This window comes from Micromonospora sp. WMMB235, from assembly GCF_001855515.1.
In the GTDB taxonomy this organism is placed as follows: domain Bacteria; phylum Actinomycetota; class Actinomycetes; order Mycobacteriales; family Micromonosporaceae; genus Micromonospora; species Micromonospora aurantiaca.
On the sequence record NZ_MDRX01000001.1, the window covers coordinates 1051402 to 1067649 of the forward strand.

The window sequence follows — 16248 nt, forward strand, 5'->3', positions numbered from 1 at the left end:
GGCGTGTTTTTCGGCGGTTGTCGAAGCGCTTCACCACCGCTCCGGGCCGACACCGCCGACCCCCACCACCACCCCTTTTCGCGTACGCGCCGCCGCATCACCGGCTCGTTAGTCGAAGCGCTTCGACGAACGAGCGGCAGCACGTACGCCGACCGGAGGCGCCCACCATGACCGACCCCGTCCCCCACCGTCTCGACGACCTGCTGGCCCGGCTCACGCTGCCGGAGAAGCTCGGCCTGCTGCACCAGTGGCAGGCGCCGGTGCCCCGGCTCGGCCTGCGCGCGTTCCGCACCGGCACCGAGGCGCTGCACGGCGTCGCGTGGCTCGGCACCGCCACCGTCTTCCCGCAGGCGATCGGCCTGGCCGCGAGCTGGAACCCGGACCTGATCCGGGCGGTCGGGGCCGCCGTCGGCGACGAGGTGCGGGTCAAGCACCGGGCCGACCCGGACCGCGTCGGTCTCAACGTGTGGGCGCCGGTGGTCAACCCGCTGCGCGACCCCCGGTGGGGGCGCAACGAGGAGGGCTGGTCCGAGGACCCGTGGCTGACCGGCCGGCTCGCCACCGCGTACGCGCTGGGGCTGCGCGGCGACCACCCGATCCGGCTGCGGACCGCGCCGACGCTCAAGCACTTCCTCGGCTACAACAACGAGACCGACCGGGCCACCACCTCCAGCGACCTGCCGCCCCGGGTGCTGCACGAGTACGAGCTGCCCGCCTTCCGCGCTCCCCTGGCGGCGGGCGCGGCGGTGGCGGTGATGGCGTCGTACAACCTGGTCGACGGCGTGCCGGCGCACCTGAGCCCGCTCATCGAGGGTGAGCTGCGCGGCTACGCCGACGACGAGATCATGGTGGTCGGTGACGCCGGTGCGGTCGGCAACATCGCCGGCGTGCAGGAGTACCTGCCCGACCACGTGGCAGGCTTCGCCGCCGCGCTGCGTGCCGGCATCGACAGCTTCACCGAGGACGACGAGGACACCGCCCCCACTGCGGAACGTCTCACCGAGGCGCTGGCGCGCGGGCTGATCGAGCCCTCCCACGTGGACCGGGCGGTACGGCGGATCCTGTCCGTGCGGTCGCGGCTGGGCGACCTGGCCCCGGACCCCCACGACGACGTGCCGCCGGACACGCTCGACAGCCTCGCCCACCGGGAACTCGCCCGCGAGGCCGCCCGCCAGTCGGTGGTGCTGCTGCGCAACGACGGCCTGCTGCCGCTGCGCCCCGGCACCCGGGTCGCGGTGCTCGGCCCGCTCGCCGACACCGTGCTCACCGACTGGTACAGCGGCACCCCGCCGTACACCATCAGCCCGTACGCCGGGCTGCTCGGACGGCTGCCCGAGGTGACCACCCACCCCGGCACCGACCGGATCACCCTGCACGTCGGTGACCGGGCGGTACGCCACGGCGACGGCCCGCTGGCGCTCGGCGACACAGCGGCCGAGTTCGACGTGGTCGACTGGGGGCAGGACGTGGTGGCGCTGCGCGCCGTGGACACCGGCCGGTACGTCGGCGCCGACGACACCGGCGCCCTCGTCGCCGACCGCGACGGACCGGGCGGCTGGGTGGTACGCGAGACGTTCCGCCTGCACCACCGGCCCGACGGCACCGCGCTGCTGCACCACCTGGCCACCGGGCGGCACGTCGGCGTGGCACCGGACGGACGGCTGAGCGTCGCCACCGGCGACCCGGCCGTGTTCACCGTGACGCTGCTCGTCGACGGGGCCGCCGCTGCCGCCGCGCTCGCCGCCGAAGCCGACGTGGCGGTGGTGGTGCTCGGCAACCACCCGATGGTCAACGGCCGGGAGACCGAGGACCGGGCCGACCTGGCGCTGCCCACCGGCCAGGCCGAGTTGCTGCGGGCCGTGCACGCCGCGAACCCGCGTACCGTGCTGGCGCTGACGAGCAGCTACCCGTACGCGGTGGGCTGGGCGCAGGAGCACGTGCCGGCGGTGCTGTGGAGCGCCCACGGTGGACAGGAGCACGGCAACGGGCTGGCCGATGTGCTGCTCGGCGCCGCCGACCCGGGCGGGCGGCTCACCCAGACCTGGTACGCCGACGCCGCCGAACTGCCCGACCTGCTCGACTACGACGTCATCGGCGCCGACGCCACGTACCTGTACCACCGGGGTGAGCCGCTGTACCCGTTCGGGCACGGGCTCAGCTACGCCACGTTCGACTACGCTGACCTCCGGTTGAGCACCGCCACGGCGCGCGCCGGCGAGGAGGTGGAGGTGAGCGTCGAGGTCACCAACACGGGCCGCCGCCCGGGCACCGAGGTCGTGCAGCTCTACACCCGGCAGCGGCGCTCCCGGGTCAAGCAGCCGCTGCGGCAGTTGCGCGACTTCGCCCGCGTCACGCTCGACCCGGGCTGCGCCGCCCGGGTGACGCTGCGGCTGCGTACCGCCGACCTGGCCTGGTGGGACGAGACCCGCGCCGCGATGGTGGTGGAGGACGCCGTCCACTCCGTGCTGGTCGGCCGGTCCGCGCGGGACATCCGGCTCGCCGGCGCGCTGACAGTGACCGGCGGCGACGCCACCGCCGAGCCGGCGGGCTCCCGCATCGGGGCGGCCCGGTGAGCGGCCGGACCCCGGGTGAGCAGGTCACCATCGCCGACGTGGCCCGGCACGCCGGAGTGGCCGCCAGCACCGTGTCGTACGTGCTCAGCGGCAAGCGCACCATCTCGGCCACCACCCGGGGACGGGTGCTCGCCAGCGTCCGCGCGCTCGGCTACCACCCGCACGCCGGGGCCCGCGCGCTGGCCAGCCGCAAGGCCAACGTGATCGCGCTGGTGCTGCCGCTGCGTACCGGCATGCAGGTGCCAGTGGTGATGCGGTTCGCCACCGCCGTGGTCACCACCGCCCGGCGCTACGACCACGACGTGCTGCTGGTCACCGCCGACGAGGGACCGGCCGGGCTGCACCGCATCGCCGGCAGCGCGCTCGTCGACGGCGTGCTGCTGATGGACGTGGAGCTGGAGGACTCCCGGGTGCCGCTGCTGCGCGAGCTGGCGCTACCCGGCGTCCTGATCGGGCACCCTGCCGACAGCACCGGGCTGGCCTGCGTGGACCTCGACTTCCGGCGCGCCGGTGAGCTGTGCGTGGAACACCTGGCCGCCGCCGGGCACCGGCGGATCGCGCTGCTCGGCGCCCCCGCCGCGGTCTACGACCGGGGCACCGGGTTCGCCCACCGCACCCGCGCCGGGGTACGCGCCGCGGCCGAGCGGCTCGGCGTCGACGCGGTGACCCGGCCCTGCGAGGAGGGACCGGCCGCGGTACGCCGGGACCTGGAGGCGCTGCTCGCCGACCACCCGGACGTCACCGGGCTGGTCGTGCAGAACGAGTCGGCGGTCGGGCCGGTGCTCGCCACGCTGCCGCTGCTGGGCCGCCGGGTGCCCCGCGACGTGTCGGTGGTCGCGATCTGCCCGGACGAGCTGGCCGAGCAGTCGGGGCTCACCTGCGTACCGGTGCCCGCCGAGGAGGTCGGACGGCAGGCGGTGGCGTTGCTGATGCGGCGCCTGAACGGCGAGCCGGTGCCGGAGGTGACGCTGCTGGAACCGCACCTCACCGTGCGGGACACCAGCGCCGGCCGGTGACGGTCCACCGCATCCACGACACCGTACCGGCCGACGACTGGACGGACGCGTTCCTCACCGGCAACGGCGAGCTGGGACTCATGGTCCACGGGCGGCCACACGCGGAACGGATCGTGGTGAACCACCACCGGCTCGTCCTGCCGAACGGCACCCGGGACGCCCGCGCGCCCGAGCTGGCCGGCCGGATGCCGCACATCCGCGCGCTGGTGCTCGCCGGACGCCGGGCCGAGGCCGCCCGGCTGCTCACCGGCGGCCGGGAACTGGAGTGGACCCAGTCGTTCCACCCCGGGTACGCGCTCACAGTCGACGCCGCGCCCGGACCGGTACGCGACTACCGGCGCGGCACCGACTTCACCACCGGGGAGGTGACTGTCGAGTGGTCGGGCGGGCGGCGGCGCTGCTTCGCCTCCCGCGCCGACGGTGTCGCGGTGCTGCACCTCGACCAGGGCGACTGCGTGGTCGGGGCGACGGGTGAGCTGCCCGGCAAGCCGGCCGACGTGGTCTACGAGCACGCCGCGTACCGCCGCGACGGGCTGGTGTTCCTGCGGGTCCGCGCCCGCTATCCGGACGCCGGCGGCGCGTACGGGTTCGAAGGGCTGACGTTGCTGCGCGGCGACGTGACCGTCGACGGCGACCGGGTGCGGGTACGCGGACCGGCGCTGCTCACCACGCTCGTGGACCGGCCCGGCGCGCCGCCGTGGCGTACCCGGGCCTCGGAGGGGCGGCTCGCCGCGCTGACCGGGGACTACGACACGCTGCTGGCGCGGCACGTGCCGCGCCATCGCGGCCCGTACACCCGGGTCGGCCTGGACCTCGGCGTGCCCGCCGCCGACCGGGCGCTACCAGTCGGTGAGCTGCTGGCCCGGCAGGCCGCCGCACCGGACCGGCTGGACCCGGCGCTGCTGGAACGGCTGTTCCACGCCGGCCGGTACCTGCTGTTCAGCGCCAGCGGGGTGCTGCCGCCCCGGCTGACCGGGCTGTGGCTGGGCTCCTGGGACGCCGCGTGGGCCGGTGACTTCACCACCGACGCGAACCTGAACCTGCAACTGGCGGGCGCGAACGTGGGCGCGCTGCCGGAGGTGACAGCCGCGCACGCCCGGCTGGTCGCCGCGCAGGTGGACCACTGGCGCGCCAACGCCCACGCGGTGTACGGGGCGCGCGGGCTGCTGGCACCCAGCCGCACCGACGGCGAGCACGGGCACCTTTTCCACGTCCACCCCGACTGGCCGTTCACCGCGTGGCTGGCCGGCGCGGACTGGCTGCTGCACCCGCTGCACGAACACCACCTGGTCACCGGTGAGCCGCTGGGCGAGGTGGCCGGCTGGCTGGGCGAGGTGGCGGACTTCTTCGCCGACGTGCTGACCGTCGTGGACGGGCGGCCGGCGCTGGTGCCGTCGTACTCGCCGGAGACCGGCCCGTACGACGACACCGGCCGGACCGCGCCGGTCGCGGTCAACGCCACGATGGACGTCGCCGCCGCCCGGCACGCGTTGCGGCTGGCCGCCGAGGTGACCGGCACGGACCGGTGGGCCGGGGTGCGGCCGCCCGGCTACCTGGTGGACGGGCGCGGCGCGCTGGCCGAGTGGGCGTGGCCGGGCAGCACCGGCGACGAGGACCACAGGCACGTCAGCCACCTGTATCCGGTGTGGCCGCTGCACGAGATCGACCCGGACGACACCCCGGAGCTGGCCGCCGCCGCGCACCGGGCGCTGACGCTGCGCGGCGACGAGAACCGGTCCGCGCACGGCAGCCTGCACCGGGCGCTGGCGGCGGCCCGGCTGCGCGACGGCGAACTGGTCGCGGCGAACCTGCGCAAGATCCTCGGCGCGGACATGTTCTTCCGGTCGCTGATGAGCGCGCACAACCCGGGCCGGACCACGTACAACGCCGACGCCGCGCACGCGCTCCCGGCGGTGCTGATCGAGTCGCTGGTGCAGTCGCGCCCGGGAACGCTGCGGCTACTGCCCGCGCCGCTACCGGGCCTGCGCTCGGGCACGCTGCGCGGCATCACCTGCCGGGGCCGGGTCGTCGTCGAGGAGCTGACCTGGGCACCGGGCCGGGTCCGGGCGCGGCTGGTGTCGCCGGTGGCGCAGCGCGTCGTCGTGCACGCGCCCGGCGGCCACCGTGCGGTGACGCTGGCCCCGGACCGGCCGTACGAGGTGGCGTTCGGCTAGAGATTGTCGGGCTGGTGCAGCGCCGGGTGACTCTCGCCCGGCGCGGCGTACCAGGGCGGGGCGTCGTCGGTGAGCGCGGTGCCGATCCGCAGCCGCGCCCAGTCGTCCAGGTCGGGCAGCGCGTCCGGCGCGAACCAGGCCACCGCCAGCGACTCGTCGCCGTCGGCCGCCGGCGCCCCGCCGACCGCCCGGCAGCGGAACCAGATGTTCAGGTATTCGCAGGCGTCGCCGTTGGGGTAGACCACCGGGTGGGTGGCGACACCGGCGAGCCGGTCGATCGCCACCTTCACGCCCGTCTCCTCGTGGACCTCCCGCACCAGCGCGTCGGCGGGCTGCTCGCCCGGGTCGACGGTGCCCGCCGGGACCGACCAGCGGCCGTTGTCGCCCCGGCGGGCCAGCAGCACCCGTCCTGCGTCGTCGGTGACCACGCCGCTGACGCCGTACAGCATGAGCAGGTCGTGGCCGACGTGGCGGCGCAGCCGGGCGATGTAGGGCGAGACGGCCATGGCGAGCAGGCTACCGGCGGTCCTGCCGGTGCCGCCGGACCATGCCCTCGGCCAGCGCCGCGCCGTCCAGGTCACCGGCGGCCAGCCTTGTGGCGACGGTACGGCGCACCATCCGGTCGGCCAGCGCCGGAGCGTGCCGGGCCAGCGCCAGTTCGATCCGGCCGCGCCGGGTGGTGGCGACGTCCCGTGGCGCGCGCCGGGCGGTCGCGGCGCGCAGGATCGCGGCCACCACCCCCTCGACCGGCTCCGGGCGGGACACCCCGCTCAGCGACAGCCCGGCCGCCACGGTGCTGTCGTGGATCGGGGAGGCGACCATGCTCGGGTAGACGACGCTGACGCCCACGTGGGTGCCGACTTCGTGGCGCAGCGCGTCGGCGTACGCGACGAGCGCCCGCTTGCTGACCCCGTACGCGGCGGCCAGCGGCAGCGGCAGCACCGCCATCCGGCTGGCCACGAAGATCACCCGGCCGCGGGCCGCCTCCAGGGCCGGCATCGCGGCGGCTGTGGTGCGCCAGGCGGCGAGCAGGTTCACCTCGATCTGGCGGCGTACCACCTCGTCGGGCGGCAGCTCGGCGGGCGCGGGTCCGCCGACACCGGCGTTGTTGACGAGCAGGTCCAGCCCGCCGAGCCGGTCGACGGCCGCGGCCACCGCCGGTGGCGTCGCGGCCGGGTCGGTCAGGTCGACGCCGAGCACCGGCGGTGTGACGTCGGGGTCGGCGTGCAGGTCCAGCCCGACCACGTGAGCGCCGGCGGCGGTGAGCGCCGCGCCCAGGTGCTGCCCGAACGTGCCCCGAGCGCCGGTGACGAGCACCCGCCGTCCGGCCAGCCCGCTGCCACGGCCCGGCGCGTTCACTCCGGTCCGCTCACGGCCTGCCGCGCTCATCGGGCCGCTCCGGCGCGGCGCCGGCCGGCGGCCAGTTCGCGGCCCAGTTCGGCCAGGTAGACGTCGAAGTCGACGCGCATGTGCGGGCGGCGCTGCCCCCACCGGGCGGTGGCGGCGCGCAACTCGTCGCGGCAGGCGGCGGCCTGCCGGGCCGGATCCGGTGGCGTCCAGGTGCCGGCCAGGCGCGCGGCCACCAGCCGGGCCTGCGCCTCGACCAGGGGGAACGCCGCGCCGGTGGACTGCATGAGCCCGACGAACGCCAGCCCGGGGGCGTCCAGGTGGAACACGTGCCGGTACAGCGGCAGCCGGTCGGCGCCGTCGCCGAGCAGCGCCGGGTCGAGGAACGGCACCTCCACCCGGTAGCCGGTGCACCAGACGATCAGGTCGATCTCGTCGTGGCGGCCGTCGGTGAACTCGACCCGGTCGCCGTCGAAGCGGGCGATGCCGGGCCGGGCCTGGATGTCGCCGTGGGTGAGCCGGGACAGCAGCGCGTCGGACAGCGTCGGGTGGTCCTGGAGGAAGCCGTGCGCCGGTGCGGGCAGCCCGTACCGGGTGGGCGGGCCGACCGCAGTGGTGATCATGGTCTGGCTGATCCGCTGCCGCAGCCGCCACGGCAGCCGGCGGGCCAGCGCGCCGTTGAGCGTGTCCGACGGGCGGCCGAGCAGGTACTTGGGTACCACCCACACGCCGCGGCGCAGCGACAGCAGCGTGCGTTCGGCGGCGTACGAGGCGTCGACGGCGATGTCCATGGCCGAGTTGCCGCCGCCGACGACGAGGACCCGTCGCCCGGCGAGCTGTTCCGGGCCGCGGTAGTCGTGGCTGTGCATCTGCTCGGCGGTGCACTCGCCCGGGTACGGCTCGGGTCGCTTCGGCACCCGGTTGTGCCCGTTGGCGACCACCACCGCCTCGACGTCGACCTCGACCGGGCCGTCCGGGCCGGTGGCCCGCACCCGCCAGCCGTCGCCGGTGCGGGTGACCTGATCGACGGTGTGCCGCAGCCGCACCGCCTCGCGCAGCCCGAACCGGTCGGCGTAGTCGCCGAGGTAGCCGGCGACGCGGGTGTGGTCGGGGTAGTCCGGCCAGTCGGCGGGCATCGGATGGTCGGCGAACTCGGTGCGCCCCTTGCTGGTGTTCAGGTGCAGCGTCCGGTACGCGGGCGAGCCGGGGGCGCCGTACACCCAGAGGCCGCCGAGCGTGTCCGCCGCCTCGAACGCCACCGCCGGGACACCGGCGTCGGCGAGCGCCTTGAGCGTGGCCAGCCCGGCGGCTCCGGCGCCGACGACAGCGACCCTGGGTGTGGCCATACCCGCCTCCTTAATCCAACGACTGATGGATAATCCCCGGAGCGCGGGCCGGCGTCAAGGGCGGGTGTCTCCCGGGCCGCCGGCGTACAGGGCGTCGAGGAACCGGTGCACGAACGCCCGGAACTCCCGGCGCTCCCGCGCCCCCGAGCCGGTCCCGGCGGCGAGCGCCACCACGTGCCCGTGCACCGCCCAGACCAGGGAACGCACCGTCACGTGCGGGGTCGGCTCGGTCAGCGCGCCGGCCCCGGACGCCGCCACCAGCAGCTCCTCGACCAGCCCGTACAGCGGGGCGGCGTAGCGGCGGTCCAGTTCGCCGTGCCGCTGCGGCTCCAGCCAGCGGCGCAGCCACAGCGCGGTCGTCTCCGGCCGGTCCTCCAGGAAGTCGACGAACACGTCCACCAGGTCGTGCAGCGCCCGCAGCGCGTCCTGCGGGCCCGCTGCCAGGGCTGCCCGGGCGCGTTCCCCTGCTGCCTCGATGACCTCCCGCTCGGCACTGAACACCCGGGCGAAGCAGGCCTCGTAGAGCTGCGCCTTGGTGCCGGTGTGGTGCACGACGGTGGCCGCGTCCACCCCCGCCGCGGCGGCGACGTCGCGGACGCTCACCGCGTCGAAGCCCCGCTCGGCGAACAAGGCGGTGGCGGCGGCGAGCACCAGGTCACGGGTCGGCCGCTGGTCGTCGCGGCGGGGCCGGCCCGGGCGGCGGCGAGGCATGGTCATCCGGCCATTGTTACCCCTACAATCCAGCAACCGTTGGATTGGGGGCGGCGCGCCCCGAGGACAGGAGACCGCCATGACCGGGCTGGATCAGCGCTCCGACGCGGTCACCCTGCCGCGCGGCCCGCTCGTCGGGTTCGCCACCGGCTCACTCGGCATGGGCGTCTGGGTCACCGTGCCCGGGCTGCTGCTTCTCTACTTTTTGACCGACGTGCTGGCGGTCGCGCCGTGGCTCGCCGGGCTCACGCTGCTGCTGCCGAAGATCGCCGACGTGCTGCTGCACCCGTGGATCGGGCACCGCTGCGACGTGGAGCAGGCCCGCCGGGGCCATCGCCGCCGGTTGCTGCTGGCCGGATGCGCGCTGCCGCTGGCGTTCGCCGCCCTGTTCGCGGTGCCCGGCGGCCTCACCGGCGCCGCCGCGGCCGGCTGGGTGGCGGTCTTCTTCGTCGCCGGCAACCTGCTGTTCGCCGCGTACCAGGTGCCCTACCTGGCGACCCCGGCGGACCTGCGGATCGGCTACCACGAGCGGACCCGGCTGATGGCGTTCCGGATGGTGGTGCTGACGCTCGGCATCCTGGTCTCCGGACTGCTCGCGCCGCTGCTGGCCGGCGGCGACGACGCCACACGCGACGGTTACCTGCGGATGGGCGTGGTGCTGGCGGCCGGGATGCTCGCCGCGATGCTGGTCGGCGTCGCCGGGATCGGCCGGCTGCGCCGCACCGCCGCCGACACGGCCCCGCCGCACGGCCCGGGCGGGTGGCGGGCGCTGGCGGCGAGCCTGCGGGACCGGCAGTTCCGCTGGCTGGTCGGCGCGTACCTGGCCATGTCCACCACCACCCACCTGGTGCTCGCCGGGGTGCCCTACTACGCCGAGTACGAACTGGGCCGACCCGGCCTCACCACAGTGCTGGTGGCCGCGTTCGTCGCACCCGCGCTGCTGGTCACCCCGGGCTGGCTGGCGGTGGCGCGGCGGATCGGCAAGCAACGTGCCCTGCTCGCCGGGCAGGCCGCGTTCGCCGCCGGGTCGCTGCTGCTGGCGATCGGCCGCCCCGCCGGACTGCCGGTCCTGGTGGCCGCCGTGGCGGTGCTCGGGGTGGCGTTCGCCGGCATGCAACTGCTGCCGTTCTCGATGCTGCCCGACGTGATCCGCGCGGCAGGCGGCACCGAGCGGGCCGGCACGTACACCGGAGTGTGGACCGCGACCGAGGCCACCGGCGCCGCGCTCGGCCCCTACGCGTACGCGCTGTGCCTGGCCGCCGGCGGGTTCGTGGCCTCGACCGCCGGGCAGACCGTGACCCAGTCCCCGGCCGCGCTGGACGCGCTGCGCTACGGCTTCGGGCTGCTGCCCGCCGCCGTGATGGTGGTCGCCGTGCTGCTGCAACGCCGCTACACCCTCGACGGCGCGGCCCGCGCGGACGCAGCCCACTAGACTTCGCCCCCGATGGACGCCGAGCCCGCCACCGATACCCGACCCTGCGCCCACTGCGGACGCGACGTGCCGCAGCGCGTCGGCGCGGGCCGCCCGTTCCGCTACTGCCGGGACAACGACGGCGCCTGCCAGCGGGCCGCCCGCAACTCGCGGATGCGTCACCGCAACTCCCCCGGCCTGCCCGGGCAGGTGGCGCGCACCTGGGAGGCGGTGGACCGGCTCGACCAGATCGTGGAGACGCTCACCGAGGCGCTGCACGCCGAACTGTCACCGGCCGGTGTGGAGCGGCAGCTCGCCGAGCTGCGCGCGGAGACGTCGGCGCAGGTCGCGGCGGCGCACGCCGAGCGCGACGAGGCCCGCCGTGAGGCCGAGGACGCGACCGCCGCGGCGGCCCGCGACCGGCAGCAGGCCCGCGCCGCGTACGCCGACCGCGACACCGCCGCCGACCGCGCCGAACGGGCGGAGGCCACCGCGTCCGCCGCCGCCGAGCGGGCCGCCGCGGCCGAGGACGCCCGCGACGCCGCGCGTGGCGAGGCGGGTGCCGCGCAGGCGCTGCGGGTGCAGGCCGAACGCGACCGCGACGCGGCCCGGCACGAACTGCGCACGGTACGCACCGAACGTGACGCCGAACGCCACCGCGCGGCCGAGTTGACCGCCGAGCGGGACGCCGCCCGGGCCGACGCCGAGCGGGCCACCCGCTCTGCCACCGAGGCCCTGGACCGGGCCGAACAGTCCCGCGCCGAGGCCGACCGGGCGCGCGCCGACGCGCAGGCCGCCCAGGCCCGGGCCACCGAGGCGGACCGCACGGCCCGGACCGCGGCCGAACGTGCCGACGCCGAGGCCGCCGCCGCGCGGCAGGCCCTCGCCGAGCGGGACCGCGCCGACGCGGCACGCGCCGACGCGGAGGCGGCGCTGGAACGAGCCCGCGCCGAGGCGAGCGCGGCGATCGAGGCCGTCCGTGCCGAGGCTGCCGCTTCCGTCGAGCGCGCCCGTGCCGACATGGCCGCCGCGGTGGAGCAGGCTACGGCCCGTACCGCCGAGCGGGACGCGGCCGCCGCGGAGCTGGCCGACGCGCGGCGGGCCGCGAGCGCCGCCGAGGCCCGGGCGGCCGACCTGGCCGCGCGGACGGCGGTGATCGAGGCCGACCGGGACGCCGCGCAGCGCCGGGCCGGGCAGCTCGCCGACCAGGTGAGCGATCTGGCGACGGCGCTGGCGCGGCTCGGCACGCGTACCGGCTGAGGCGGCCACGGGCTGGGAACGGGGCAGCGCCGCACCCGGTCGGGCGGCGAGGATCGGGGCATGGGAAAGACGTACGAGCGCATCGACGGGCGGCTGCGGGACTTCATCGAGGCGCAGCCGATGTTCTTCGTGGCCACCGCCCCGCTGTCCGGTGACGGCACCGTCAACCTGTCCCCGAAAGGGCTGCGCGGCTGCTTCGCGGTGCTCGACGAGCACACCGTGGCGTACCTGGACTTCGCCGGCAGCAACGCCGAGACCATCGCCCACCTGCGGGAGAACGGCCGGATCACGCTGATGTGGTGCGCGTTCGCCGGCCCGCCGAACATCGTGCGGGTGCACGGCCACGGTGAGCCGGTGTTCCGCGACGACCCGCGCTGGCCCGGCCTGCTGGCCCACTTCCCGGACATCGACCCGGGTCCGCACGGGCTGCGGGCGATCATCGTGGTGCGCGCCGAGCTGGTCCGGGACACCTGCGGCTACGCGGTGCCGTTCATGACCTACGACGCCGACCGTGACCTGCACGAACGGCGGTTCGCCCGGGAGGATGACGCGTCGCTGAGCGCGTACTTCGCCGGCAAGGACCACGTCGCCACCAGCATCGACGGTCTGCCCGGCCTGCCGTTGCCGCTGCCGCCGACCCCGGCGGGGTGAGCGCTGTCAGTGGATGCCGGCCATCAGGTGCCGGATCTGGCGGGTGAACATCACCGCGGCCAGGCCCAGCACCACCGAGGCCAGCCCGAAGGTCAGGAAGTAGACCGGCTGGGACCAGGTGCCGGCCAGCCGGGCCACCTGACCGCCGATGGCGTCGCCGACGGCGGTGGCGAGGAACCACAGGCCCAGCATCTGGCTCGCGTACTTGACCGGGGCGAGTTTCGTGGTGGCGGACAGGCCGACCGGGCTCAGGGACAGCTCACCGGCGACCTGGATCGCGTACACCGCGACGAGCCACAGCGGTGAGACCAGGTCGCCGCCGACGGCGGCCTGCGCGGCGGCGGCCATCAGCACGAACGACAGGCCGTTGAGCACCAGGCCGACGGCGAACTTCGTGGGCGTGGACACCCGGTGGCCGAGTTTGAGCCACAGCGCGGCGGCCAGCGGCGCGCCGATGATGATGAGGATCGGGTTCACCGACTGCAACCAGGACGCCGGGAACGTGAACCCGCCCACCGACCGGTCGGTCTGGTCGGCGGCGAAGATGTTCAGCACCGACCCGGCCTGGTCGTAGATGAGCCAGAACGAGGCGGCGAACAGGAACAGCCACACGTACGCCTTCATCCGGCTGCGTTCGGTGCCGCTGATCTCCCGGTCGGTGAGGATCCGCGCGAAGTAGCCGACTGTCACCAGCACCGTCACCACTGTGAGCAGGTTGACCACCGTGTCGACGGTGAACCAGCCGGCCACCAGCAGCACCAGCAGGACGGCGAGCACCACGACGCTCGCCACGCCGACGCGGGTCAGCGCGCGCCGCCGGTCGGCGCCGAGCAGCGGGTCCGCCGGGCGGGCACCGGCTTCGCCGAGGTTGCGGCGGCCCAGCACGTACTGGAGCACGCCGAAGGTCATGCCGACCGCGGCGGCGCCGAACCCCAGATGCCAGTTGATCTTCTCGCCGAGGAAGCCGGTGATCAGCGGCGCGATGAACGCGCCCAGGTTGATGCCCATGTAGAAGATGGAGAACCCGGCGTCGCGGCGCGGCGAGTCCCGCTCGTACAGGTCACCGACCATGGTGGAGATGTTCGGTTTGAGCAGGCCGGTGCCGAGCACGATCAGCGCCATGCCGGCGAACACGCTCCACCCGGTGGGGATCGCCATCACGTAGTGACCGGCGGCGATCACCACGCCGCCCCACAGCACGCTGCGCCGCGCGCCGATCAGCCGGTCGGCGACCCAGCCGCCGGGCAGCGCCATCAGGTAGACCATGGCGTTGTAGGTGCCGTACACGGCGTTGGCGCTGGACTCGCCGAGGTTCAGTCCGCCGTCGGCGACCGCGGCGGTCAGGTACAGCACGAGGATCGCCCGCATGCCGTAGAAGCTGAACCGCTCCCACATCTCGGTGAGGAAGAGCGTGGACAGCGCGCGGGGGTGACCGAAGAAGGTCTTCCCGGCTGGTGGTCGGGCCCCGACCGGCGCGTCACTGCTCATCGTCACCTCCGGCACGCAAACAGGTGGGTAACATCCCCGTTGACAGGCGAAACACTCCACCGATTCGGCCCGGCCGGGGACGACCCCGCCGGGCAGCTGTCATGGCCGGTTACCCTTGACACTCCCGACCCGCGTACGGCCCTGCCGCCGCGGGCCGGGGAATGGGCGAGCGGTGACCGGTCGTTACACCTGAAGACCAGCACCACGAACGAGGGGAAGTCGATCATGGGCGAGCGCATGCTGCGCGGTAGCCGGCTGGGAGCGGTCAGCTACGAGTCCGACCGCAACACGGAGCTCGCGCCGCGTCAGACCCGCGAGTACCTCTGCGCCAAGGGCCACCAGTTCGAGGTGCCGTTCGCCGTCGACGCCGAGGTCCCGACGACCTGGGAGTGCAAGTTCGACGGCAGCGTGGCCCGTCTGGTCGACGGCACCGAGCCGGAGCAGAAGAAGGCCAAGCCGCCGCGTACCCACTGGGACATGCTGCTGGAGCGGCGCTCGATCGCCGAGCTGGAGGACATCCTCGCCGAGCGGCTCCAGGAGGTCCGCACCCGCCGCGGTCGTGCCTGAGCACCTCCCGCAATGACCGAAAACGCCCCCGGGATCACCCGGGGGCGTTTTTCGGTGCCCGGGCAGGCACGGCCCCGCCACTTCGGGGAGGTGGCGGTATCAAGCGTGTCTTGATGGCGCCACCTCCCCGAACTTGTGCCGATCATGGAAGGGCGGGTTGGTTGTGGGTGGCTGATCCGCCGCGCGTGGGCCGATCCGGGTGCCGGGCCGGTGAACGGGCCGCCAGCTCGGGGAGGTGGCGGGGTCGGGCGCGGTCTGATGGCACCACCTCGGCGAAGTGGAGTTGATCAAACTGACGGCGCAGCGGGGCGCGTCAGCGGTCGACGATCTCGCCCTCGATGGCCTTGCCCGGGTCGGTGACCGGCTGCGGCGACGGCGCGGGGCCAGGCGACGGGGCCGGCGCGGGCTCCGGGGTCGGCTGCGGCGCACCCCGGTACACGCGCACCCGGCGCGGCCCGAACAGGTCACCGGCGACCATCGACGACACCCGGCGCTCGGTGGCCCGGCGCACCCCGCCACCGGCCAGCCGGCGCAGCGGCGGCACCAGCAACAGCAGGCCCACCACGCCACTGACCAGGCCCGGCAGCGCCAGCAGCAGCGCGCCCAGCAGACCGACAAGCCCATCGGTCACCTCCGGGCCCGGCGGCCGGCCGGCCTGCGCCGCCGCGCGGAAGCCGCGCCACGCCCGCATGCCCTCGCGGCGCAGCAGCACCAGACCCAGCAGGGACGCCCCGAACACCAGCAGCACCGCCACGCCGAACCCGACGGCCCGGCCGACCAGCACGAAAACAGTCAGCTCCAGCAGCGCGAGCAGCAGCAGGGCCGGTGGTACGTACTTCAGTCCTCGGCGCATCTCACCTCATCAGCCCGGGGTCATCACGCCCCTCAAGCATGACACGCCCTCGCTCAAGGCCAGCGCGCGAGCGCATCCGGGCGGGCGGACGCGGTCGCCAGGCGGTCCCGCACCCCCCAGCGGGTGACCCGCCACAGCGCCTCCGCCACGATCAGCGGGCTCATCTTGCTGTCGCCGTGTTCCCGCTCGGCGAATGTGATCGGCACCTCCACGATCCGCACCCCGGCGCGGTGCGCCAGCCGCGACAGCTCCACCTGGAACGCGTACCCCTGGGACCGCACCGAACCCAGGTCGATCGCGTCCAGCGCGCTGGCCCGGTACACCCGGTAGCCGCCGGTGGCGTCGCTGACCGGCATGCCCAGCGCCAGCCGCGCGTACAGGTTGCCCACCCGGGACAGCAGCAGCCGCCGCCACGGCCAGTTCAGCACCCGCGCGCCGCGCGTCCACCGGGAACCGATCACCACGTCGGCGTCGCGGGCGGCGTGCAGCAGCGCCGGCAGGTCCTCCGGGGCGTGCGAGCCGTCGGCGTCCATCTCCACCACCGCGTCGTAGCCGCGTGTGCGCGCCCAGGCGAACCCGGCCAGGTAGGCCGCGCCGAGTCCTTCCTTGCCGGCCCGGTGCAGCACGTGCACCCGCGGGTCGCCGTCGGCGATCGTGTCGGCGATCGCGCCGGTGCCGTCGGGGCTGTTGTCGTCGGCGACGAGGACGTCCACCGCCGGCGCCGCCTCGCGTACCCGGGCGACGATGCGCCCGACGTTGTCGGCCTCGTTGTAGGTGGGGATGACCACCAGGACCCGCCCCACCCCGGGATGGCCGACCGTCCGCCTGTCGGCTGCCACGCCCACCGTCGC

At 75.2% G+C, this 16248-nt stretch carries 14 protein-coding genes; 7 read left to right on the forward strand and 7 right to left on the reverse strand.

Annotation, left to right across the window (positions count from 1 at the left end):
• The first annotated feature begins 167 nt into the window (after positions 1-167).
• From BFV98_RS04505 to BFV98_RS04515, 3 genes are read left to right on the forward strand one after another with little or no spacing between them, the layout of a single operon-like run.
• The gene (locus BFV98_RS04505) at positions 168-2573 is read left to right on the forward strand and encodes a beta-glucosidase (protein WP_071095038.1); all 2406 of its coding nucleotides are present in this window, start codon (positions 168-170) and stop codon (positions 2571-2573) included.
• Positions 2570-3589, forward strand: coding sequence for a LacI family DNA-binding transcriptional regulator (locus BFV98_RS04510; RefSeq protein WP_013286298.1), 1020 nt, complete (start codon positions 2570-2572; stop codon positions 3587-3589). Before BFV98_RS04505 ends, BFV98_RS04510 begins: the two co-directional genes overlap by 4 nt.
• Entirely contained in the window at positions 3586-5763 is a 2178-nt protein-coding gene (locus tag BFV98_RS04515; RefSeq protein ID WP_071095040.1) for a glycoside hydrolase N-terminal domain-containing protein, read from the forward strand. The genes BFV98_RS04510 and BFV98_RS04515 overlap by 4 nt, the downstream gene beginning before the upstream one ends.
• Here BFV98_RS04515 and BFV98_RS04520 read toward each other — a convergent pair.
• Genes BFV98_RS04520 through BFV98_RS04535 form a run of 4 tightly spaced genes read right to left on the reverse strand, consistent with a single transcriptional unit; the run spans position 5760 to position 9173 of the window.
• A complete protein-coding gene (locus tag BFV98_RS04520) occupies positions 5760-6269 on the reverse strand; it encodes an NUDIX domain-containing protein (RefSeq protein WP_030272300.1) in 510 nt (169 codons plus the stop codon). The genes BFV98_RS04515 and BFV98_RS04520 overlap by 4 nt on opposite strands.
• Before the next feature lie 10 nt (positions 6270-6279).
• Positions 6280-7152: an SDR family oxidoreductase gene (locus tag BFV98_RS04525; RefSeq protein ID WP_013286295.1), complete on the reverse strand. Its 873-nt coding sequence runs from the start codon at positions 7150-7152 to the stop codon at positions 6280-6282.
• Positions 7149-8456, reverse strand: a complete 1308-nt coding sequence (locus tag BFV98_RS04530; RefSeq protein WP_071095042.1) for an NAD(P)/FAD-dependent oxidoreductase — start codon at positions 8454-8456, stop codon at positions 7149-7151. Before BFV98_RS04530 ends, BFV98_RS04525 begins: the two co-directional genes overlap by 4 nt.
• Before the next feature lie 54 nt (positions 8457-8510).
• Entirely contained in the window at positions 8511-9173 is a 663-nt protein-coding gene (locus BFV98_RS04535) for a TetR/AcrR family transcriptional regulator (RefSeq protein WP_236619294.1), read from the reverse strand.
• Between the two features lie 73 nt (positions 9174-9246).
• Between BFV98_RS04535 and BFV98_RS04540 the strand changes: the two genes are divergently transcribed.
• The 3 genes from BFV98_RS04540 to BFV98_RS04550 are packed head-to-tail and all read left to right on the forward strand — an operon-like array spanning position 9247 to position 12489.
• Positions 9247-10599: an MFS transporter gene (locus tag BFV98_RS04540; RefSeq protein ID WP_071095043.1), complete on the forward strand. Its 1353-nt coding sequence runs from the start codon at positions 9247-9249 to the stop codon at positions 10597-10599.
• A 12-nt stretch (positions 10600-10611) separates the two neighbouring features.
• On the forward strand, positions 10612-11838 hold the full coding sequence (locus BFV98_RS04545) for a hypothetical protein (protein WP_071095045.1): 1227 nt from the start codon (positions 10612-10614) through the stop codon (positions 11836-11838).
• A 60-nt stretch (positions 11839-11898) separates the two neighbouring features.
• Entirely contained in the window at positions 11899-12489 is a 591-nt protein-coding gene (locus BFV98_RS04550; RefSeq protein ID WP_013476826.1) for a pyridoxamine 5'-phosphate oxidase family protein, read from the forward strand.
• Between the two features lie 6 nt (positions 12490-12495).
• Here BFV98_RS04550 and BFV98_RS04555 read toward each other — a convergent pair whose 3' ends face one another.
• On the reverse strand, positions 12496-13977 hold the full coding sequence (locus tag BFV98_RS04555; protein ID WP_013286289.1) for a peptide MFS transporter: 1482 nt from the start codon (positions 13975-13977) through the stop codon (positions 12496-12498).
• Positions 13978-14202: 225 nt separating this feature from the next.
• Between BFV98_RS04555 and BFV98_RS04560 the strand changes: the two genes are divergently transcribed.
• Positions 14203-14544: an RNA polymerase-binding protein RbpA gene (locus tag BFV98_RS04560; protein ID WP_007070998.1), complete on the forward strand. Its 342-nt coding sequence runs from the start codon at positions 14203-14205 to the stop codon at positions 14542-14544.
• Between the two features lie 313 nt (positions 14545-14857).
• Here BFV98_RS04560 and BFV98_RS04565 read toward each other — a convergent pair whose 3' ends face one another.
• Together BFV98_RS04565 and BFV98_RS04570 are read right to left on the reverse strand one after the other, a co-directional pair.
• The gene (locus BFV98_RS04565; protein ID WP_013286288.1) at positions 14858-15397 is read right to left on the reverse strand and encodes an FxsA family protein; all 540 of its coding nucleotides are present in this window, start codon (positions 15395-15397) and stop codon (positions 14858-14860) included.
• 53 nt (positions 15398-15450) lie between these two features.
• Positions 15451-16242, reverse strand: coding sequence for a polyprenol monophosphomannose synthase (locus BFV98_RS04570; protein ID WP_013476828.1), 792 nt, complete (start codon positions 16240-16242; stop codon positions 15451-15453).
• Positions 16243-16248: the final 6 nt, after the last annotated feature.